The following is a 20,389-nucleotide window of genomic DNA, read 5'->3' as shown; positions in this document are numbered from 1 at the left end:
CTTTTTAAGATGAGCAGATTGTAGCGAATTTAGCCTTTTAAAAAGCAAAATTCGTTAGAATGCGCCTAAAATTTCAAAGGAAGATCGATGAAGAAATTTGATTTTAGCGGCGCGCGAGGCAGTGCGGCAAGGGGCTCGTTAAGCGTTGCGGCAAAGGGCGCTATTTTAGCCGTGCTAGCGCTATTTTTAAACTCCTGCTCCGCAAACGATCCCCGTCACGATCCGCTTAAAAACGAGTTTCTTGCTTATACGCAAAAATTTGAATCGGTGCGCGCGGGCGATCGCTATTTGGCAGTGGCGACCTATCTAAATCCCGTCGCGCCCGAGCTTAGAAACGCCGCTGGAGACGAGGTGTTTTTGCTCACCTCCTATCCTAAAGAAGTGCAGATCCGCGCGGTGCAGATCAACGGCGCAAACGCAAACATAGTGCCGCTGCACGACGGAGATCCGCTTTTGCAAAAGGAGCTTTTTAAGATCGCGTGGTCAAGCCGCTACAAGATCACCGCGCCTAAGAGCGATAAGGACGAGCTGGTGCTTAGCTACCGCACCTCAAATGATCTGGGCGCCACGATGAAATTTCGTAAAGTTTCAAAGTCGCTGTATTGGCAGCCGCAGATCGATCTGAAAGATTAAAGGAGAGAAGGTGGGTTACGACATAAGCTATCACGCGATCGGCAAAGATGAAATTTCGCAGTGGTATTTTAAGCCGCTAAAGCTCGCGCAGGGGGGAGATTTTGAAAGTATCGCCCAAATCGCGCGCGAAGCGGGGATGGATGAATTTTATGTAGAAAAATACGCGGACGGCTTCCGCTCGGCGCTGCAGTACGGCACAGGGGGCATTTTTAATAAAACGCACGGATTTCACCTCGCCGTGGCGCAGGGCTATTTTAGAGAGTATTTTTACACGCGCGGCACGGCGTTTAGCTTTTTGGCGGCGCAAAGCTTTAAATTTAAACCTTACATAAGCGATTGGCGCGAGGTTTTGCCGGCGGAATTTCTAACGGAGTTTAGCGGCGAAATTCACAGCGAGATCATCGAAAACTACTGCTGCGGCGCGTATCTTGGCGCCGATAATGTGCAGAAACTGCTGCGCGATTATGAAGCGGACGGCGAGATAAAAGAGGCGATAGATGGGTTTTATGCGCAGAATTTGCCCGTGTTTTTAAACGCGCTAAATTTGGCTGCGGAGCTTGGAGTAGGGCTGCTTGAGGCTACCGAGGTGGTTGAGCCCAATCCGATCGATCTGAATAGGTCCGAGTCGTTTTCAAATCTTTTTAATTGCGATACGCAGGGCGCGCTGATCTACGCGGAAATCGCCGCGCAGCAGATCGGCGAGGCGATAGAGCGAGATAAGACAGGCGGAGGAGATACTACGGGCGGAGAGAATTCTGCCTTGCGCGGCGTCGATGTAACGGGCGGCGGCAGTGCGACGGAAGCGGATGGCGGCGCAATGAAGGTAAGCAGCGAGAATTCCGTCCCTTGCAGTGGCGATACAATGGAGGGCGACAGCGAGAATTCCACCGCAGAAGATCATAAAGACGCAACCTCCGCAGGCGGCGAAAAGTCGCTTTTCGGCAAGATCAAAGGGCTTTTCAAATAGCAATTTGATCGCTAAATTTTATTCCGCAGAAGCTCGCGCGGAGTTAAGGTCGTAAAATTAAATCATCTTGCGCTCGCGAGCTCTGCGCCGCGCGGTTAAAATTTAACTAAAACGGCGCAGCGGCAAAGAGGAGTGGATTTAAAATTTAAAACTTGCCGAAATTTTAAAACGACGGTTTGCATACCCAAGCTTTAAAGCGCCGCAAGTAGGCCGCAAAAGCGGCTAAATTTAAACCTGCCGCAGCCTTTGCGGCGGGCAAGCTGCGGATAGTTTATCTGTTTAAATTCCATAGCCGAAAGTGCTCGATTTGATTTCACGCTACTTAAAATTTTATGCTCGGGTGCTAATTTGATCGCTCACAAAACGCCGCGTTAAAATTTCAATGAATTTTGAATTTTAAAGCTCGTCACCCCAGAAATAAAGCTCGAAAAAAGCAAGCGCAAATATAAAAAACAATATCAGCGCCGCGCCGCCCACTCGGACGTAGCTATCGTCCCCTACGCCGAATTGCACGCAATACGCAAACGCCATAAAAAACAAACAAGCCGCTAAATTTGCGGAGCGCTTCTTTTCGTCTTTCAATAACGATACGCACAAAATGGCGGCTATTATGAGAACTACGGTCGCGATAATTTGCATGGCGCGCCGCCTTTCGTGCAGTGCAGAAATAACCTTTGGCTAGCATCAAGAGATAAAATTTAACCACTGAAGTCAAAATAAATTCGCACGATTTTATAGCGCCTTTGCTTACTTGCGCGGCAAAATTTCGCCGCTTTGATCTGCCCGTCTAAGCCTTTGGCGGGCAAATTTTACGCTTTTATTAAAGCGACGGCTTTTAAAATTCCTTGCTCATCGCTTTTTAAAATCATCCTCCAAGCTCGCCGCTAGCTTAGCGAAAGTTATCGCTGCGAGAGGGGATCAGCAGGTCTTGCAGCTCCTGTTGCACTGAGACTTTCGCGCGCGGATCGAGGATCTGCGAGTAGATGATGAAGTTTGCGAGCACCTTTTTGCCGTAGTCTCTGCTCTCGGCATATGGCACGAGCTCCATGCTAAGCCACGGCTCAAATTTGCCCTTATTAAACATATCGCCGCGCTGAAGCATCTTTTTGACGAGCCCGAGCCCGCCGTTGTAAGCGTATGCGATGAAAACCGGGCTGTAAATTTTACGCTCCAGCCAGTCGATATGGATGTTGGCGAAGCGGTAAGCGATCTCGGGGCGAAACATATCGTCTTGATCAAAGCCGTCGATTTTGAGTTGTTTTTTTCCAATTTCGTTAGCCAAAAATGGCATAAACTGCATCATCCCAAGCGCATACGACGTAGATACCGATGCGGGCACGAAGCGGCTTTCTTGGCGGGCGAGCGCCAAAATTAGCGCCTTGCGGCGGTTATCGCCGTCGCCGATATACTCCATAAACGGCGTCGGATAGAAGTTGTCCTTGCCGCCGCTTGCTTTATTTATGATGTATGAGTACTCGCCGATGCTTTGCTTGGTGTCGAATTTTTTAGCAAATTCCAAAAGTTGTGGGCGCGACATCTGATCAGCGCTATTTTTCGTGCGAACCCAAGCGAAAGGATCGGTGATATCGTAGCCCTCGATGGAATTTTTAGCGGGATTTGGGATGATGATGTTTAAATTCTTATCTCCTAAGACCTCCTTGGCATAAAGCGCATAGAGGCTGTAATAATCGCTGCTAGCAAGCTGACGCAAGACGTTTTGATCTCCGTTTAGCAGATATACCCAAAATTTCGCATTGTGTACATCGTGAGGCTTTTCAAAGCTCGCTGCTGCGCGGCTAAAAAACGCAAGCGCAGCCCCTTCATCGCCCTGCATGACGGCATTTACGCCCAGCATAAATGCTACGTCCTTTTCTACAGCCGACGGATCGACGCCCGTAAGCGAGCGGCGCAAGTGCGGGTATTTGCGGTTAATTAGCGCGTCGTTGAGAACCGCTTTGAAGCCTTTTTGCGAAGCTAGTTCGCTTACGAAGGCTGCGTCGGCGTTGATGTCGATCAAAGCGTCTTTGCCCGCGCCTTTTAAGTAGTCATAATATAAAAAGTAGTTTTGCGCATTGCGGCTCTGCATAAAATACTCGCTCGGATTTTTGTCGTTAAATCCGCGCAGTAAATTTACGGCGTTTCTACTTGCCGCGTCTTGATGCTTTTCAAGCTGCGAAGCGAGCGTCTCGCGTACCGACGGGCTTAGCTTGGCGATGAAATTTGGATAGGAGCGCGCCTTTTTGCAGGTTAAATTTGCATCTAAAATATTGGCGGAGGTAACGCCTGCGCAGCGATCCGGACGCTTAGGAGGGCGAATGGCGCCGAAAATTCTATCTAGCTTATCTTTTAGCTTGCCTTTGTAGCGAAAGATACTTTGTTTTAAAATTTTAATCTCCGCTTTGTTGTATTTCGTCTCATCTATTAGGCGATAGATGTAATAGTCCTTGGCTAGGGATTTTGGCTCGTCTTTGATCTGTTCGTAGCTTAAAATTTTACCGCTACTTGCGGCGCACAGCAGTCCCAAAACAAGGCTAAATTTCAGAAATATTTTCAAATGACCGTCCTATTGATGATATAGATTATCGCGCTGTCAAAGAAATTAAGCACGAGTAGGATAAGAAGCGGCGAAAGATCAAATCCGCCGAAAGTCGTAGGCAGATAGCGACGCACCAACGCAAACGCAGGCTCAGTAAGCGCAGAGATGACGCGGACGATTTTATAAAATTTACCGAACGGATTTGGACGGATGAAACTCAAAACGCAGGCGACGAAAATTAGCATCATATAAGCTTGAATCACGTAGTGAATACTCACTAAAATGCCGTAAAATACGCTATTTAGTAGCATCGAGTATCTCCTTTAAATCGGCGCGGATCAGCGGATACAGCTCGCTAAGTTCCGGCCCGTGAGGTGCGCCGGTTAGTAAAAACCTAAGCGGCATAAATAAGCTCTTGCCCTTTAAGCTTGTAGCCTGCGAAAGCGCCGCTTTGAAATCATTAAATTCTGCCGGTGCGCCGTTTGAGCTTAATAAATTTAAGATTGCCTCTCGCAGCGCCTGCGCCTGCGCCGCCCACTCCTGCGGGATATCTTTCGCGCCGTAGATCGCTGCGATCTTCTCTTTGATCTGCGGGATAAGGCTCGCTTCTTGAGTGTAAAATTTTATCAAAGGCGCAAATTTCGGCTCGAGCTCAAAAAGCTCCGCCAGGCGCTGCTCGCTCGCTCTTTTGATATGCTCGCGGTTTATAAAGGCGAGTTTGTCCTCGTCAAATTTTGCTGGGCTTTTTGAAATTTTAGCGATATCGAAAAACTCCACCGCTTCATCCATGCTAAAGACCTCGCGCGGCGTTTTGTTGCCCAGTAGGATCAGATAGTTCGCGATCGCCTCGGGCAGGTAGCCGCTTTGAAGCAGCCATTTTACCGAGGAGCTATCCTCGCGCTTGCTCATCTTTTTGCCTTCGGAATTTAATATGATCGGCAGGTGCGCGTATTTGATCTCGCCGTCGTAGCCGAGGCTTTGGCGGATCCAGTTTTGCTTTGGGGTGTTTGAGACGTGATCCTCGCCGCGGATTACGAAGTTCACGCCCTGCATCATATCGTCACAGGCGCAGGCGAAGTTATACGTAGGCGTCTTGTCCGCGCGCATTATGACAAAGCTGTCGATATTCTGCGGCTCAAATGCGATACGGCCCTTGATCGCGTCGGTAAATTCCAGCGCGTGATCAGGTTTTTTAAGGCGGATAGTAAAGGGCTTCTCGCAGTTTAGCACCTCCTCGTCGCTTAAATGCTCGCAGTGCCCGTCGTAGCGATAAGCCTCGCCCGCGTCCTTGGCGGCTTGCTTTTTAGCCTCCAACTCCTCCTCGCTGCAAAAACAGCAAAACGCTTTTTTTTCGGAGAGCAGCTTGGCTGCGAACTGCTGATGAAATTTTAAATTTTTGCTTTGATAATACAGACTCTGCCACGAGATGCCGAATCGCTTTAAAATTTCGATGATCTCTTGATCTTTGCCTTCGATATTGCGCGCAGTGTCGGTATCCTCGATGCGCAAAATAAAGCCGCTTTTATCCTGTAGAGAGCAGATGTAGTTAAAAATAGCCGCGCGTAAATTTCCGATATGCATATCGCCGGTGGGCGACGGAGCGAAGCGATACAATTTAGGTCCTTTGGGTTTAAATTTAAGCTGGGATTATACTTTTTACTTCCTAATAAAAAGCAAAAACAAAGCAAAAATAGGCTAATATCGGCGCATTTTATTTAAGGAGACAATATGAGTTTCATTCAGGAATTCAAAGAATTTGCGATGAAAGGCAACGTTATCGATATGGCGGTGGGCGTCGTCATCGGCGGGGCTTTTGGCAAGATCGTAACCTCGCTCGTAAGCGACATTATGATGCCTGTTTTAGGACTTCTTACGGGAGGAATGAATTTTACCGATCTTAAGATCGTGCTAAAAGAAGCGGTGGGGCAGACCCCGGCCGTTACGATAAACTACGGCTCGTTTATCCAAGTAACGGTCGATTTCATCATCATCGCGTTTTGTATATTCTGCGCGATCAAGGCGATTAATAAGCTTAAAAAGCCCGCCGAGCCTGCGCCTGAGCCTGCCGCACCTGCTGAGCCTAGCGAAGAGGTCAAACTTCTTAGCGAGATAAGAGATCTGCTAAAAAAATAGGTCGCGGCGATGCTTGAGAGAATTCCTTATTTCAAAGCTCTAAGCGCAGCGCAAATTGATCGTTTGGAGCAGATTAGCATCCATAAAAGCTACAAAAAGGGCGAAATTTTATTTTTCGAGGGCGAGCGCTCGCAGTATCTATTAATCCTGCTAAAAGGAATTTTAAAAATCTATAAAACCTCCGCAAAGGGGCGAGAGATCCATATGCGCGAGATCCGCCCCATCTCGCTCGTGGCAGAGATGGTAAATTTCGAAGAGACGAGCTATCCTGCAAGCGGCGTGTTTTCGACAAACGGCGAGGTGCTAAAGATCGATTATGAAAAATTTAAAAACGAGTTTATGAGTGATCCAAAGATTTGCCTGGAGCTTTTAAAATCGATGTCTGAGAAGATCCGTGCGCTAAATGCGGTCTTTGATAATCAAGTCGTGCTTAACTGCGACGGCAAAATCGCTAAGTTTATCAACGATAATTTTGATATTTTTATGAGCACAAAATACACTAGAATAGCCAGAATTCTAAACGTGACTCCCGAAACATTTTCGCGCACCATCACTAAATTTAAAAAGAGCGGCGCACTAATTTTAGACGATAAGCAAGAAATCACGGGCTTTGATAAAGATAAGCTGGACGAGTATATCCAAGGCTAGAGTTTGAAAAGCGCCTATATTTTCCCGATCGTCGGTACGGTTTTATTTCTGTTTTTTAATCTTTACGTCTACAGATCGATCAGCGCGCGTTTTGCGCCATATAAAGGCTTCGCTACGTTTCGCCCTGTCTTGAGCTTACTTTGCGTAGCTTTAGCAATTTTAGATGCAATATTTTTTGCGGGTTTTGGGCTTAATGGAAGCTTTAAAAATGAGCTGCTCTATAAAGCTTGCGTATTTTGCATGGCAGCGTCCTTTTCGCTCTTTTTTATCTGCCTTGCTTACGATGTGCTAAGTGCCGCTGCGCATGTGGTTAAATTTAGCCAAAACAGGCGAAAATTTTTAAAAACCTTTATAGACGTAACCTTCGTAATAATGGCGTTTAGCTATATTTTTAAAGGGCTTTATAATGCACTAAAAATTCCAAAAATCACCGAGCGCGAAATAAAAATCAAAAACTTAGCTCGCGAGCTAAGTTTTGCCGTCATCTCAGACGTGCATCTGGGCGAGTTTTTGAAAAAGGAGTTTTTGCAAGGCGTCGTAGCGCAGATAAACTCGCTAAATTACGATGCGCTGCTGATCGTGGGCGATATGTTTGATCTGCGCTCGGATGAGCTCGGGGATATTTTGCAGTCTCTTGAGGCGATCAAAAAACCTATATTTTTCGTCACGGGCAACCACGAGTATTACCGCGGCGACGCAAGCGGACTTATAAAAGCGATGCAAAAAGCGGGCGTGCGGGTGCTGCAAAACGAAAGCGTGGAATTTGAAGGGCTAAATTTAATGGGCGTGCACGATCTTAGCGGCTTTCGCTTCGGATATATGCAGCCCGATCTAAGCGCCGCGCTAACGCAGGCAGACCCCGATAAGCCTAAAATTTTGCTCGCGCATCAGCCAAAATACGTCGTGGATTTCGTGCGCGACGAGGTCGATCTGTGTATCTGCGGACACACGCACGCGGGGCAAATTTTCCCATGGACGCTTTTGGTGCTGCTTAGCCAGAAGTATCTTTACGGGCTGTATAATGACGGGCTGAAGCAAATTTACGTAAGCAGCGGCGTAGGGTTTTGGGGCCCGCCGATAAGGGTCTTTGCTGATGCCGAGATCGCGCTGCTTAAGCTTAGAAAGGCATAGATGAGAAATTTTATTTCGAGGATTTTCGGGGTTATCGCCGCGGTGAAATTTCCTAAATTTATACAAAATTTTATCAACCGCAAATATGTGGAATTTTTCAAAATCGATATGAGCGAATTTGATCCGCCGCAAAGCTACGCGAGCCTAAACGCGCTTTTTACTCGCCGTTTGCTGCGTCCGCGCGAGATAGCGGCAGACGAGACGGCTTTTATAAGCCCTAGCGACGGCGTGATCTTTGAGAGCGGATGCTGCGCCAATCTGCGAGCTTTTAGCGTGAAGGGCTGCGAATACAACCTTAGCGAGCTATTGGGGCGCACTTTTACTGCGAGTGAAAGCGGCGGAGCGGTTAAAAATTTAGATGACGCCGCGGACGCTGCGCAAGCGAAAATCATAAGCGACGAAAGCGGCGCAACTTATGCCGCGAGCGGCGTGCAAGCTGAAATTTATAGTGATGAAAGTAGTGTGAGCCGCGAAACGAGCGCAGAGGACGCCCAAGGCGGCGAAAATACAAGCGGCGTAAATTTAAGCTACGCAAACATTTATCTAAGCCCGCGCGATTATCATCATTATCACGCGCCGTGCGATCTGAGCGTGCTGCAGGCGCTTTATATTCCTGCCGATCTTTACAGCGTGGCGAAGAAATTTTTACTTAAAATTCCAAACCTCTACGCTAAAAATGAGCGCGTGATTTTGAAGTGCAAGATGTGTAACGGCGGGATTTTGTGGATGGTTTTCGTGGGCGCTTTAAACGTCGGCAAGATGAGATTTGATTTCGATACGCGAATACAAACGAATGCATGCGCGAATAGGGAGGGGGCGCTTTACGAATATGAAAATTTAAGCTTTAAAAAGGGCGATCATCTAGGGAATTTCGAGCTGGGCTCGACGATCGTGCTTGTAGCGCAAAGCGAGTTTTTAAAATTTGAAACTCCGACTGATACGTCCGTAAAATTCGGACAAAAAATCGCAGAATTTAATGAAATTTCATAAAATTCCATTTAAAATGCAGGATTTTTTCTTTAACTAAAATTAATTTTATTTAAATTTGGCTATAATCATCTCACTTTAAATCAAAGGATTTAACATGAAAAATTTAAAAGCTTTTACGATGATAGAGCTTGTTTTCGTCATCGTCGTTTTAGGTATTTTGGCGGGCATTGCAGTGCCTAGATTAGCCGCTACGCGCGATGATGCTACTATCGCTAAGATGCGCGGAGACATCGCCGCCATTAGAAGCGGACTTTCGCTAGTTAGAAGCGAGAACATGATGAGGGGCGTGACTACATGGCCTGCTTTGGAGGGCTCAGACAACGCCACTCTTTTTGATGGCGTTTTGCAGCAACCTATCTATCCTATGAGAGATGGCGGTAGGAACGGCTGGACTTTGGTTAGAAATGGCAACGATAATGCTACATCTACATATACGGCTACCGTAGCAGGCAAAAGTACTAACTTTACTTATTATCCAACAAGAGCTAGTATACCTACTTCCGGTGCAAATAAAGATAGAAATGTAGGCTCATTCGACTGCAATCACGCTGATGATCTTTGTCAATCCTTAGCTCAATAGCTAAATGCTCTATTATGAAGTTGCGGTTTTGGGCGCCAGCCTAAAACCGCTTACTTATAGTTCAAATCTTGAAATCCCAACTTATCAAATCGTATCCGTTCCCGTAAAATCAAGTATCAAATCCGCCGTGATCCTGCGCGAGGTTGCAAAGCCGAGCTTCAAAACTAAGGAAATTTTAGAGATTTCGCAGCTTAAATTTAGCCCGTTTCAGATCGCACTTGCAAATTTTATCGCGTACTACTATGTCTGCGAAAAGGGCGTTGCATTTGGGATTTTCGAGCCTGCGAGCGATACGGCGCAGGATTTGCGGAATTCGCAGGAGGATCCTATGACCGAGCGGAATTGCGCTTGCGAGCAAATTCCCGTTAGTGAGTTGGTCTCCGCTTGCAAACAAGCTTCTACCCGCGAACAAAATTTTATTTTCGAGCAGAATTTCATTACCGCACGAAATTCTGCTTTCGACTGGGGTTTTAGTGCCACACACAATTCCGCCTCAATTCAAAATTCTACATTGACGAGGAATTCTATTACCACAGAAAATTCCGTTACCGTTATAAATTCCGTCATCGCGCCGAATTCTACGCAAAAACAAAATTTAAAGCGGACGCCAAATTCTATCTCGCAAAATTTGGCGTTAAATTCTACCGCCGCGCAAAATCCTATCCAAGAGAGGGACTTTGTCGATGAGCAAAATTCCGTTTCAATTCAAAGCTCTACATTGGCTCAAAATTCCGCTATGACAATAAATTTTGTTGCCGTTCCCGATCCTGCACACAAACAAAATTTCGCTATCGCGCAAAATTCGATCCAAGAGCGGGATTTTACCGAGGGAGAGAATTCCATTTCGATTCAGAATTCTACTTCAGCGCAAAATTCCATCTCAATTCAAAATTCAGACGCCGCGGCACAAAGCTCCGTCCCGCCGTCGCTATCCCTGCTTCAAATAGGTAAAATTCCAAACCTAACCCCCGCGCAGGAGCAAGCGCGTAAATTTGCTGAAGCCAACGAGACATCGCTGATCTTCGGCGATACGGGCAGCGGTAAGAGCGAAATTTATATAGCGCTGATCGCGCAGGCGCTCGCTGCGGGCAAGCAGGCGCTGTTTTTGATGCCCGAGATTTCGCTCACGCCGCAGATGACGAAGCGGCTACAAAGCTATTTCGGCGAGCGGCTCGGCGTCTGGCACTCCAAAATTTCGCCCAAGAAAAAGCGTGAAATTTTAGCGAAATTTAACGCAGGCGAGATCAGGCTCATCGCGGGCGCCCGCTCGGCGCTGTTTTTGCCCTTTAGCGATCTAGGCCTCATCGTCGTGGATGAGGAGCACGACGACAGCTATAAATCCGCCGCCGCGCCGCGCCTAAATGCCCGCGACGCCGCAATTTTCGTCGGCAAGAAGCTTGGCATCCGCGTGGTTTTAGGTTCTGCGACGCCCGCGCTTAGCACCTACGCGAAGCAGCCGCACTTCCGCCTGCGCGGCACCTACTTTAGCAGCGCCAAGCGCTTCATTTTCGACGAGAGCGAGACGGGGCTGAGTTCTAAAATTTTAACCGAGATTAGGCGTAGCCTCGAAGCGGACAAGCAGGCTGTCGTGTTTTTGCCGACGCGCGCGAACTACAAATATATGGTTTGCGAAAACTGCGGGCAGATCGTGCGCTGCCCGTTTTGCGCCGTCGGGATGAGCTACCACGCGGATGCTGCGGCGCTAAAGTGCCATTACTGCGGCTTTAGCACGTTTTACAGGGCGTCTTGCGAAAACTGCGGCGGCGAGGTAATGCAGGCGCGCAAGATCGGCACGGGCGAGCTTGCCGCACAGCTCGCGGCGCATTTCCCGAGCGCTCGCATCGCAAAATTTGATCGCGACGAGATCACCACGCAGCGCAAGCTCGAGGCGCTGCTCAATAACTTCAACGCCCATAAAATCGACATTTTGGTAGGCACGCAGATGCTTAGTAAGGGGCACGATTACCACGGCGTGGATCTTGCGGTGATAATGGGGATCGACGAGCATCTGAGCTATCCTGATTTTAGGGCGCGCGAAAAGACGCTGGCGCTTGCGATGCAGGTGGCGGGTCGCGCGGGTCGCTCGGGACAGGGCAGAGTCGTCATACAGACGCGCCAGAGCGGCTTTTTTAGGGATTATATCGAAAATTACGATGATTTTTTGCGCGACGAGGCGGAGTTTCGCGAGGGGCTCTATCCGCCGTATATGCGGCTTTTGCGCGTGCTGATCTCGCATAAAAACGAAAACGCGGCGAGCGAGATAATGAGCGCCGCGCTTGAAATCTTACGACGCAAGCAGGCGGGAGGCAGCGCGTTTGTATCGCATGACGGGCTGGACGCGAGGAGAGCAAATCTAAGCGCTTTAAATTTAGAAAATTCTGTGCAGCAGGGCGGTAAACGGATGTCAAATTTTAAATTTCAAAGCCCGGATCTGCGCGGGAGTGATGCAAATTTAAACCGCCAAAATGCTTCAAATTTAAAAAACACCGCGCAAATTTCAGCTTGCGACGGGGATGCGGGTAGCGTAAATTTAAAGCCTGAAAGAAACGGTGCCGCGCAAAATTTTATAAATTTAGCGGCTGAAAATTCCGCCGAAAATTCCGCGCAGCATTTGAAAGAAAAAGCGAGCGAGAGCTTTGAGATCATCGGTTACGGCAAGGCGGGTATCGCCTATATCGCGTCGAAATTTCGCTTTGAAATTCTGCTGCGCGCTAGTTCGCACGTGCCGCTGATTAATGCTGCGCGCGCGCTTGAGCATCTGCCCGTCGAGATCGATATGGATCCCGTAAACTTCGGCTAAGCGCGATTTATAAAATTTTATTCGCATAAATTTTGTCCATAGAACCTGCAGGATTTGATGTATTGCAACGCTGAATTTTTATGCTTTACCGCCTATCTCATATTAAATCAAAATCAAAAAATAATATCAAATTGTTAAGTATAATTTAACTTGAGTGAGGATATAATGCACCCATAAGTCTAGTATGATATTGCTCTTTTTGAATGGAGGACAGAATGCCTAGACCTGCTTTACTTATAAAATTTACGCTTGTGATCATACTTAGCGTATCGTTTATAGATGCAAACGATACGAACAATACTACTACTGCTATGCCTTGGATGTTAGATTCGATTTTATCAAAGGTACGGGATAGAAATATTACTAGAAAGAGCAGTGAAACCAATGCGACTTTTGGTATTACTACTTTTAACAGTAAAAGCGTGTATTTTTGGCAAATGGATCAAAACGCGACCCTTAAGAAAGAGTATGAAGAGCATTTGGCTAAAGAAAGAGACTTTTGCACCGATTTTTACGACGATCTGTTTAAATGGAAAAATATAAGCGCTATCCGCCCTGTAGTTAACGATAGCATAGATTATAATGATCCTGAGCTAAAGCAAAATATGAGTGATTGTTGGTATATGGATATGAATAGAACGGTTCAAGTAGGGTATCGTGGCAGAGGTTTCACTTTGTATAAGATCGGCGATCATAGGCTTTTATATATAATGTTCTATAAGTATGCGGAATATAACGTATCGAACAATCTTGCTAAAAATTTAGCCTATATTTTAGATATCAAAGAGTGTACCAAAGCTATAAGGGATTTTAATTATGATCCGTATAAAAGTAGGATTCATCTAGAAAATTATAGAAATTATGTGGAAGGCGTTTATTTTAGACCCATTTTTTATGAAGATAGATACTACGCGTTGGATATTGAGAGAAATCTTCCTGGTTTGGGCTTCGGCTTTACTATAAGGCTTAAGGAGATTAAAGATAGTAAGTTGGAGACTAAATGTGAAATATCGTATCTGATAGATAAAAAGAAATTTTTTACTAAGGAGTAAATCATGCAAACGCATTCAGTTGGTTCGAGAGATACCCAATAATCTATAAAGCATCTAAAAAGGTAACGATTTGAAAAAACTACTTAGAAATTTTATGATTTTTGTAGGGTTTATCTTTATGTTATACACCTCTTATTTCCTATATTTTTATTCCAAAAAAGCCGAATATGCGACTATTTTATTGCAAAAAGCGCTTAGGTATGAAGAGGAATTTTTTACTGAAAAAACACAAAATTTAGACCCGTCTGAGCAGATTGAGCTACGGCATGAGTTTGAAAAAGAGAAATTAAAGCTAGAAAAATATTGCGGCGATGCTATAATAAACGGCGATAATGATCATTGCAAAGTTTATTACAACCTCGATTTCGACTATATTCATTTTTACGACGGGCGAAATCAAGATATCGCGCTGGGCTACGACTTTGATAACGAAAGCATCGAGTTTTATAAAAAGCTATCAGATCACTATGATTACAAAGGCAAAAAATGCAGATCGCGCAGGGTATACAGCGAACACCATGCGACATTTGCGATTGATAATTTTGAGTATGCAAAATTTTGGTTGGGAAATTACGGTGAATTTACCCTAAAAGATCCATACATTCATGAGTGTGAATAAAATTGATCGGTAATTGAAACACTGAAAGCCTGCCGTATAGATCGGCGGTATATGCATAAATTCATATTTGTGCGGATATGATAATGTATTTTATACTTTGATTAAGTAATTATGTTGTATAAGCTTATACGACCGATAACAAAAACGCTTTTAAGGCTTCAAAAGCTCATTTTAAGGAGTGAGGGATGCAAATTCGTGTTTTTATTTTAGCGATCTTGTTTGCCGTATCGTTCGCAAAAGCGGATGATATAAAGCATCCATCGATGCCATGGCAACTGGAACCTATTTTATGGAAAATTCAAGATAAAAAAGTTGTAAGAAAAGCCCTTCACGAACCTATGATCCGGGGTGCAACTACCTTTAACGGCAAGAGTTTTTATTTTTTTACGATAGAAGATAATGCAACGCTCAAAAAAGAATACGAAGAGCATTTATCAAAAGAAAGAGACTTCTGCAATGACTTTTACGATGATCTGTTCGAATGGAAAAATATAAATATAATCAAACCTCTGGTTTTTGATACGACGGATTACAATAACCCCGTTTTAAAGAAAAATATGGGCGATTGCTGGTATATGGATATGAATAAAACGATTAAAGACGGCTTTAGCGGGCGAGGATTTACATTATATAAATTTGATAATAAGCTTTTGTATATTATGATTTACAAAACCACTCCTTATATATATCAGACGGATGATTTCGCAAATCTTGCTTACATTTTAGATCCCAAAGAGTGTAGTAAAATCACAAAAGATCCTCGTAGCAGGGTAAATTTGGAGATTCCAGGCAATATCATATATAAACGGCGTCTGTTTTATGCCGAACCGATACGTTATAAAGATATAGACTATCTACTTTTCATAGATTTTGACAATACGGATAGCGGACAACTATTCAACGTCACAATCAGGAAATTTAAAGACGGTATTTTACAAATGCCTGTTTGTAGCAATTCATACGTAAATACGAAGCTTTATCGATAGGGGCGGTTATGTGGGTTCATATTTTCATCTTAATGATCGCATTCGTACTATTTGCGAATGCAAACGATGTAAGCGATACGGAAATTCCTTTTGATTTAAAAATAGCTTTATGGAAAGCTAATGATAGGAAAGTAGTAAGAAACAATCCTTCCGGTATGGTAGAAGGAGAAACCACTTTCAACGGAAAAACCGTTAGCTTTTGGCAAATAGATAGAAATGCAACGCTCAAAAAAGAGTATGAAGAGCATTTATCAAAAGAAAGAGACTTCTGCAACGACTTTTACGATGATCTATTCGAATGGAAAAATATAAGCGTAATCAAGCCTCTGGTTTTTGATACGACGGATTACAATAACCCCGTTTTAAAGAAAAATATGGGCGATTGCTGGTATATGGATATGAATAAAACGATTAGAGACGGCTTTACGGGGAGAGGATTTACGTTATATAAATTTGATAATAAGCTTTTGTATATTATGACGTATAGAGAAGATTTTCGGCAATACGAGATGTCTTTTGCAAATTTTATGTATATTCTAGATCCGCAAGAGTGCAGTAAAATTATAAAAGACCCCTCATACGAGATTCATATTATAGCAGGGCAGATTTTGAGGATTATCGAAACAAGATCGCAGGAGATACCCTGATTTATTTCGGACCGATAAAATATAAGAGCGAAGATTATCTACTTTTTATCGATTCCGTAAATTTAATAAACGGTCTTAAAGCGGTTTCTATTCAAATTAGTAAATTTAAAGACAAAGTTTCGCGAACATCCGTTTCTATAAATTGTATAAATTCGTATTTAAATACAAAAATTTATCGTTAAGGAGTATACCATGCAATGCATTCAGTTGCCGTTGATAACTTTAAGTATGCAAAATTTTGGTTGGGAAATCATGGCGATTTACCCTAAAAATCCTTTTATCGCTGCGGGTTTGGGCTTGCAGTTTTTGCTTCCCAATCTGCGTTTTTAAAATTTGATTAGAATTTTACGTCGCCGCACATGCTTTGCTCGCCCCTTTTCGATATACAGCGCCTACTCCTCGCTTCCCTCCGTTCGCACGATCAGGCTTTTTGGAAGGCGAAATTTCTCGATTATCTCACACTCCTTGGCGCGCATCTGCCCGTCGTCGCTCTCGTGGTCGTAACCTAGCACATGCAACAAGCCGTGCGTAAAAAGCAGCGCCGTCTCGTCATCTCTGCCGTGCCCAAGCTGCGCGGCTTTCAGCTCTACGAGGTCTAAATTTATCACGACCGAGCCGAGCAGTGCGGGGGCGAAATTCCCGACGCCAAAATTCTCATTCTTTAAATTTTTATCGCCAGAACTTTCGCCCTCGGAATTTTCAGAATTTATGGTATTGGAATTTTCACTCGCAGAATTTGCGGCGCTTGTATTTTCACTAGCGGAATTCGCAGCGTTTTGATTTTTATCGTCACTGTTTTTATGCGCGGAATTTTCCTCGTTCAAATTCCCGACAAAGCCCGCAAACGCTGCAGGATCGAGCGGGAAACTCAGCACGTCGGTCGTCTTATCGATGCCGCGCGTTTGGGCATTTAGCTGCCGCATCTCCTCGCCGCGCACGAAAATTAGCTCGACGCTCCCGCCGCCCAGCTCCGCCGCGATAGCGTCCAAAATTTCGGGATAGGACTGTTCGCAAAGTATCATTTTTACCCCTCTTTTATAAAATTTTCGTATAATTTTAGCAAAAAAAGGACGAAAATGAGAGCTTTATGCGTGATCAGCGGCGGCATGGACAGCGCGACCTGCGCCTATATCGCGAGGCGCGAAGGTTACGAGATCGTGGCGCTGCACTTTGACTACGATCAGCGCACGATGGGCAAAGAGCGCGAATGCTTCGGTAAAATTTGCGACGATTTGGGGGTCGCAAAGAGGCTCGTTTTAGACGCTCGCTTCATCGCGCAAATCGGCGGCAGCGCCCTTACAGACGGCACATTGCCGATCAGAAAGGGCGCGGCGGAGCTTTGCGGCGCGGCGAATTGTACCGGCGCCGAAATTGACAGCGCGGTAAATTCCAAGAGCACTGAGCTCAGTAGGCAAAATTTTATCGAGACAAATTCCCCCGCTGAACTAGACGGGCAAAATTCTATTGCGGCAAATTCTATTAATGCCGAGATTGGCGGGCAAAATTTTGCTGCGTCAAATTTCTCGACGAGCTCCGCAAACGTTCCGCTCGGCGTAGATTTGGCGCGGAGCAGCTGTACGCAGAGCGGTGAAATTTTAACGCAAGACGCTGAAATTTTACTAGGGGGCGATGAGCTTTCGCTGCAAGGCAGTAAAATTCTGGTTCAAGAAGGTGAAATTTTACCTCAAAGCGGAGCCGAGCCGCAGCAGGGCGATAAAATTTCATCGAAGCGCGCAGAGAGTGAAATTTCATCGCAAAGTCAAAGCGATAAAATTCTGCCGCAGGGCGGCGAGAGCGTGTTTTCGGATCTGCCGAGCACCTACGTGCCGTTTCGCAACGGCGTGTTTTTGAGCATCGCCGCCGCCCTTGCCGAGAAGGAGCGCTGCGACGCGATTTTCATCGGCGTGGTGCAGGAGGATAGCAGCGGCTACCCCGACTGCAGCGCGGGCTTCATCGGCGCGTTTGAGCGAGCGCTCGATCTGGGCACGAGCCGCGGCTTTCATCCGCGCATCAAAACCCCGCTCGTGCACCTTAGCAAGGCGCAGATCGTCTCGTTGGCGCTTGGGATCGGCGTGCCGTTAGAGCTTACGTGGAGCTGCTACGAGCGTGAGGACGCTGCGTGCGGGCTTTGCGACAGCTGCCTGCTGCGGCTTAAAGGCTTTGCGGGCGCCGGCGCGAAAGATAAAATCCCCTACGTGATAGAAGCTTAGGCGCGACGCGGCGAAATTTAATCGCGCCGCGTAGCTCGGCGCGCCATCACAGCGCCTGATATGCGCGGGTTTTGAATACGTAGTGCCGCATGATTTGCAGCGGGATTTCAAAACATACGGCGGCGGTCTACGCTTTGCGCGCGCTGAGCTGCGGCTGTAAATTTAAGTTGCACTTTAAAATTTTAAAAATTTTAACGAGAGCGTTGCGCGCGGTTCAAGGCAAAATCAATTATAAATTTAACTCCTACGCTATATTTATGAGCGTATAGGCGAATATAAACATATCGTAAAATCAAGATTATTAAATTTCTTAAGGAGGAGAGAATGGCGTTTGAAAATGCGATCATCACCAAAGAGGATGATGAAAAGTATGGACTTACTAAGATGTTTCTCAAGTATAATCGGCACGATAGGGGTTTGCCGGATCAATGGTATTGGGTCATAGACAGAGAGCGCGACTGCTGGCTTATGGAGAGTGGATTTTTTCCGGATCCGGAGCTAGACCACGCTTACCTCTCAAAAAGTTTATGGGTGCTTTATTATAAAGGCGAGATGTTCGAAATTATACTAGATACCGAGCTTTATAATAAAATTATAGATCAAATATCATATGATAAAGTATGGCTTCTATTGGATATAAGACCGATTACTTATAGTAGATTAACTAATAAAGAAATTTTTATACTTTTGAAAGAAATTCTTGATGTTTATGGATTGGGTGGTGCATGGAGACAGGCTAAATCACCAAACTATAAAGTAACACTAATAAATCAGCTGAAAGGATAAGATTATGTAAAATTTAACACTTGAACAAGCAAATGAGTTGCTAAAAACAGCTAACACCAAACAAGATATAATAAATGTATTAAATAAGCTGGACTTGTCTGCACATAGATCAAAAACCATATTATATTCTGGCATAGAAGATATGGATGGTTTTAAAGACTATATAAGAAAAACCAATCAATATAATGATGTTAGGATGATAGATAAAACGTCAGTCGGTGAATTCTTAAATATCTGGGAAAATAAAAATTTACAAAATGCTTTAACGAGAGCATTTGGTAATGGTGATCCAGAATTTGACGTAATTGAAGAATATAAGAAACGCGGTAGTGCTGATGGCAAAGTGCCGCTATCTGAACTCAACAAATTCTTTCACGATGTTGATAAGAAAGACAGCGGCTTATGGGATATAGCCTCTAGGCGCTTTGTCTCCAAAATTAAAGGTGAAGTAGTGACTGTAATAGGAAAAGACGCTAAAGTCGAGAGAACATTCTATCAAACCGAACTCCCCGAACTTCTCAAAAACAAAAATATCACTAAAATCAACGGTATGGATAAAGCGGAATTTGCCTCTAAGCTAAATTCTATTAAGCCTGATTGGGAAACGAGTATAATAAATTCTACTTGCTACGATATATTTATGAGCGCATAGGCGAATATAAACATATCGTAAAATCAAGATTATTAAATTCCTTAAGGAGGAGAGAATGGCGTTTGAAAATGCAATCATCACGAAAGAGGATGATGAGAAGTATGGGTTGAGCAAATTGTTTTATCAATTTAACCCCACTTATAAAACCTTACCCGATGGAAAATCATGGGTCGTCGATAAAAGTGCAGATTGCTGGTTTATGGAAACTAAATTTTTTCAAGATCCGGAATACGATCATGCATATCTTAAGAAATCGGTTTGGACTTTATATTGTAAAGGAGAGATAATAGAGGCTACGCTTGATTACCAAAACAATATATCGGATACAGAAAAATTTCATAGAATTTGGAAGCTTTTAGAATTAAAGCCAAAAGAAACCAAATCCCTTTCAAAAAATCAAATACTTATGCTTTTAAATAAAATTTTGAATGTATATGGATATGATGGCGCTTGGGGGCAGATTGAAAATTTCACTATGGAATTACAAGATTTAGTTGATGGGAGAGAAAAATAAAATGGCGTTTGAAAATGCAATCATCACCAAAGAGGATGATGAGAAGTACGGGTTGAGCAAAATTTTTTATCAATATAGTCCGTATCATGAAGAACTACCTAGAAATTTTGTTGTTGATAGACAAAAAGATATTTGGTTTCTTTTAATTGAAAGACTACCAAATGAAGGGTATGATTATGGTTATGGGAGCAAAAAGCTATGGAGGCTTTATATTCAAGGAAATAATTTAGATATTCTTTTGGACTACGAATATGATCAAGAAGTGGATGGACGCAAATTTCAAAGGGTGTGGAAAATTATCGAGGTAAATGTTCTAAATTCTATTATTCCAGATAATGAAGTTATTAAAATATTGAGAGATGTTTTGATTGATTTTAAATTTAGACCAGGCTGGGAGGATAAGGATGATTTTAGTGTAGCATTAATAGATGTAAGAAAGGAAAAATAAAGTGGCGTTTATTGCGGAATATATTTCTAAAGAGGATATTAAGAAATATGATATTAT

General features: G+C 44.4%; 21 protein-coding genes and 4 pseudogenes. 20 read left to right on the top strand and 5 right to left on the bottom strand.

Annotated features, from left to right (window positions below; translation table 11 throughout):
• The first annotated feature begins 87 nt into the window (after positions 1-87).
• Together Q0117_RS06220 and Q0117_RS06215 are read left to right on the top strand one after the other, a co-directional pair.
• Positions 88-633 carry a hypothetical protein gene (locus Q0117_RS06220; protein ID WP_297923790.1) on the top strand — a complete coding sequence of 182 codons (546 nt, stop codon included), beginning with the start codon at positions 88-90 and terminating at the stop codon, positions 631-633.
• 10 nt (positions 634-643) lie between these two features.
• Positions 644-1,600: a hypothetical protein gene (locus tag Q0117_RS06215; RefSeq protein ID WP_297923788.1), complete on the top strand. Its 957-nt coding sequence runs from the start codon at positions 644-646 to the stop codon at positions 1,598-1,600.
• A gap of 396 nt (positions 1,601-1,996) precedes the next feature.
• On the opposite strand, the gene Q0117_RS06210 is transcribed toward Q0117_RS06215, so the two are convergent.
• From Q0117_RS06210 to gltX, 4 genes are all read right to left on the bottom strand, one after another.
• Entirely contained in the window at positions 1,997-2,239 is a 243-nt protein-coding gene (locus Q0117_RS06210; protein WP_297923786.1) for a hypothetical protein, read from the bottom strand.
• A gap of 250 nt (positions 2,240-2,489) precedes the next feature.
• Positions 2,490-4,154, bottom strand: a complete 1,665-nt coding sequence (locus tag Q0117_RS06205; protein WP_297923784.1) for a lytic transglycosylase domain-containing protein — start codon at positions 4,152-4,154, stop codon at positions 2,490-2,492.
• Complete coding sequence (locus Q0117_RS06200; protein ID WP_297903307.1) at positions 4,151-4,447, bottom strand: YggT family protein; 297 nt, start codon at positions 4,445-4,447, stop codon at positions 4,151-4,153. The genes Q0117_RS06205 and Q0117_RS06200 overlap by 4 nt, the downstream gene beginning before the upstream one ends.
• Entirely contained in the window at positions 4,434-5,750 is a 1,317-nt protein-coding gene (gene gltX, locus Q0117_RS06195) for a glutamate--tRNA ligase (protein WP_297923782.1), read from the bottom strand. Before gltX ends, Q0117_RS06200 begins: the two co-directional genes overlap by 14 nt.
• 114 nt (positions 5,751-5,864) lie before the next feature.
• Between gltX and mscL the strand changes: the two genes are divergently transcribed.
• The 12 genes and pseudogenes from mscL (at position 5,865) to Q0117_RS06140 (ending at position 16,052) form a co-directional block, all read left to right on the top strand.
• Complete coding sequence (gene mscL / locus Q0117_RS06190) at positions 5,865-6,269, top strand: large-conductance mechanosensitive channel protein MscL (RefSeq protein ID WP_297923780.1); 405 nt, start codon at positions 5,865-5,867, stop codon at positions 6,267-6,269.
• 9 nt (positions 6,270-6,278) lie between these two features.
• Complete coding sequence (locus Q0117_RS06185; protein WP_297923778.1) at positions 6,279-6,917, top strand: Crp/Fnr family transcriptional regulator; 639 nt, start codon at positions 6,279-6,281, stop codon at positions 6,915-6,917.
• A gap of 3 nt (positions 6,918-6,920) precedes the next feature.
• Entirely contained in the window at positions 6,921-8,048 is a 1,128-nt protein-coding gene (locus tag Q0117_RS06180) for a metallophosphoesterase (protein ID WP_297923776.1), read from the top strand.
• Positions 8,049-9,038: an archaetidylserine decarboxylase gene (gene asd / locus Q0117_RS06175; RefSeq protein ID WP_297923774.1), complete on the top strand. Its 990-nt coding sequence runs from the start codon at positions 8,049-8,051 to the stop codon at positions 9,036-9,038.
• Between the two features lie 94 nt (positions 9,039-9,132).
• Positions 9,133-9,618, top strand: a complete 486-nt coding sequence (locus Q0117_RS06170; protein WP_297923772.1) for a prepilin-type N-terminal cleavage/methylation domain-containing protein — start codon at positions 9,133-9,135, stop codon at positions 9,616-9,618.
• 4 nt (positions 9,619-9,622) lie between these two features.
• A pseudogene (locus tag Q0117_RS10645) lies at positions 9,623-9,874 on the top strand (primosomal protein N'); the annotation flags it as partial.
• 693 nt (positions 9,875-10,567) lie between these two features.
• Positions 10,568-11,911, top strand: a pseudogene (gene priA / locus Q0117_RS10640) (primosomal protein N'); the annotation flags it as partial.
• A 722-nt stretch (positions 11,912-12,633) separates the two neighbouring features.
• Positions 12,634-13,470, top strand: a complete 837-nt coding sequence (locus Q0117_RS06160) for a hypothetical protein (RefSeq protein ID WP_297923769.1) — start codon at positions 12,634-12,636, stop codon at positions 13,468-13,470.
• A gap of 70 nt (positions 13,471-13,540) precedes the next feature.
• The gene (locus tag Q0117_RS06155; RefSeq protein ID WP_297923767.1) at positions 13,541-14,089 is read left to right on the top strand and encodes a hypothetical protein; all 549 of its coding nucleotides are present in this window, start codon (positions 13,541-13,543) and stop codon (positions 14,087-14,089) included.
• 338 nt (positions 14,090-14,427) lie between these two features.
• Positions 14,428-15,075, top strand: a complete 648-nt coding sequence (locus tag Q0117_RS06150) for a hypothetical protein (protein WP_297923765.1) — start codon at positions 14,428-14,430, stop codon at positions 15,073-15,075.
• Between the two features lie 8 nt (positions 15,076-15,083).
• A complete protein-coding gene (locus Q0117_RS06145) occupies positions 15,084-15,722 on the top strand; it encodes a hypothetical protein (RefSeq protein ID WP_297923763.1) in 639 nt (212 codons plus the stop codon).
• Between the two features lie 192 nt (positions 15,723-15,914).
• Complete coding sequence (locus Q0117_RS06140) at positions 15,915-16,052, top strand: hypothetical protein (RefSeq protein ID WP_297923761.1); 138 nt, start codon at positions 15,915-15,917, stop codon at positions 16,050-16,052.
• A gap of 62 nt (positions 16,053-16,114) precedes the next feature.
• Here the strand turns inward: Q0117_RS06140 and ybeY are convergent, their stop codons facing one another.
• Positions 16,115-16,744 carry an rRNA maturation RNase YbeY gene (gene ybeY / locus Q0117_RS06135; protein WP_297923759.1) on the bottom strand — a complete coding sequence of 210 codons (630 nt, stop codon included), beginning with the start codon at positions 16,742-16,744 and terminating at the stop codon, positions 16,115-16,117.
• 54 nt (positions 16,745-16,798) lie between these two features.
• Here ybeY and Q0117_RS06130 point away from each other — a divergent pair.
• From Q0117_RS06130 to Q0117_RS06105, 6 genes and pseudogenes are all read left to right on the top strand, one after another.
• Positions 16,799-17,065 (top strand): annotated as a pseudogene (locus Q0117_RS06130) (7-cyano-7-deazaguanine synthase); the annotation flags it as partial.
• 447 nt (positions 17,066-17,512) lie between these two features.
• Positions 17,513-17,932, top strand: a pseudogene (locus tag Q0117_RS06125) (7-cyano-7-deazaguanine synthase); the annotation flags it as partial.
• A gap of 324 nt (positions 17,933-18,256) precedes the next feature.
• On the top strand, positions 18,257-18,718 hold the full coding sequence (locus tag Q0117_RS06120; protein WP_297923757.1) for a hypothetical protein: 462 nt from the start codon (positions 18,257-18,259) through the stop codon (positions 18,716-18,718).
• Between the two features lie 37 nt (positions 18,719-18,755).
• Positions 18,756-19,370, top strand: a complete 615-nt coding sequence (locus tag Q0117_RS06115) for a hypothetical protein (RefSeq protein WP_297923755.1) — start codon at positions 18,756-18,758, stop codon at positions 19,368-19,370.
• A 55-nt stretch (positions 19,371-19,425) separates the two neighbouring features.
• Positions 19,426-19,884: a hypothetical protein gene (locus tag Q0117_RS06110; RefSeq protein ID WP_297923753.1), complete on the top strand. Its 459-nt coding sequence runs from the start codon at positions 19,426-19,428 to the stop codon at positions 19,882-19,884.
• On the top strand, positions 19,865-20,332 hold the full coding sequence (locus Q0117_RS06105) for a hypothetical protein (RefSeq protein ID WP_297923751.1): 468 nt from the start codon (positions 19,865-19,867) through the stop codon (positions 20,330-20,332). Before Q0117_RS06110 ends, Q0117_RS06105 begins: the two co-directional genes overlap by 20 nt.
• The last annotated feature ends 57 nt before the right edge of the window (positions 20,333-20,389 follow it).

The sequence above is a fragment of the uncultured Campylobacter sp. genome, assembly GCF_937997535.1.
Lineage (GTDB): Bacteria > Campylobacterota > Campylobacteria > Campylobacterales > Campylobacteraceae > Campylobacter_B.
The sequence above is the reverse complement of the archived record's forward strand: the minus strand, read 5'-3'. Positions and strand labels throughout refer to the sequence as shown.

Bases quoted from the DNA above. Each gene is read 5' to 3' on its own strand.
- Q0117_RS06220 (WP_297923790.1), top strand. From the start codon at position 88: ATGAAGAAATTTGATTTTAGCGGCGCGCGAGGCAGTGCGGCAAGGGGC.
- Q0117_RS06210 (WP_297923786.1), bottom strand. From the start codon at position 2,239: ATGCAAATTATCGCGACCGTAGTTCTCATAATAGCCGCCATTTTGTGC.
- Q0117_RS06200 (WP_297903307.1), bottom strand. From the start codon at position 4,447: ATGCTACTAAATAGCGTATTTTACGGCATTTTAGTGAGTATTCACTAC.
- mscL (WP_297923780.1), top strand. From the start codon at position 5,865: ATGAGTTTCATTCAGGAATTCAAAGAATTTGCGATGAAAGGCAACGTT.
- Q0117_RS06185 (WP_297923778.1), top strand. From the start codon at position 6,279: ATGCTTGAGAGAATTCCTTATTTCAAAGCTCTAAGCGCAGCGCAAATT.
- asd (WP_297923774.1), top strand. From the start codon at position 8,049: ATGAGAAATTTTATTTCGAGGATTTTCGGGGTTATCGCCGCGGTGAAA.
- Q0117_RS06170 (WP_297923772.1), top strand. From the start codon at position 9,133: ATGAAAAATTTAAAAGCTTTTACGATGATAGAGCTTGTTTTCGTCATC.
- Q0117_RS06160 (WP_297923769.1), top strand. From the start codon at position 12,634: ATGCCTAGACCTGCTTTACTTATAAAATTTACGCTTGTGATCATACTT.
- Q0117_RS06150 (WP_297923765.1), top strand. From the start codon at position 14,428: ATGATCCGGGGTGCAACTACCTTTAACGGCAAGAGTTTTTATTTTTTT.
- Q0117_RS06145 (WP_297923763.1), top strand. From the start codon at position 15,084: ATGTGGGTTCATATTTTCATCTTAATGATCGCATTCGTACTATTTGCG.
- Q0117_RS06140 (WP_297923761.1), top strand. From the start codon at position 15,915: ATGCAATGCATTCAGTTGCCGTTGATAACTTTAAGTATGCAAAATTTT.
- ybeY (WP_297923759.1), bottom strand. From the start codon at position 16,744: ATGATACTTTGCGAACAGTCCTATCCCGAAATTTTGGACGCTATCGCG.
- Q0117_RS06120 (WP_297923757.1), top strand. From the start codon at position 18,257: ATGGCGTTTGAAAATGCGATCATCACCAAAGAGGATGATGAAAAGTAT.
- Q0117_RS06110 (WP_297923753.1), top strand. From the start codon at position 19,426: ATGGCGTTTGAAAATGCAATCATCACGAAAGAGGATGATGAGAAGTAT.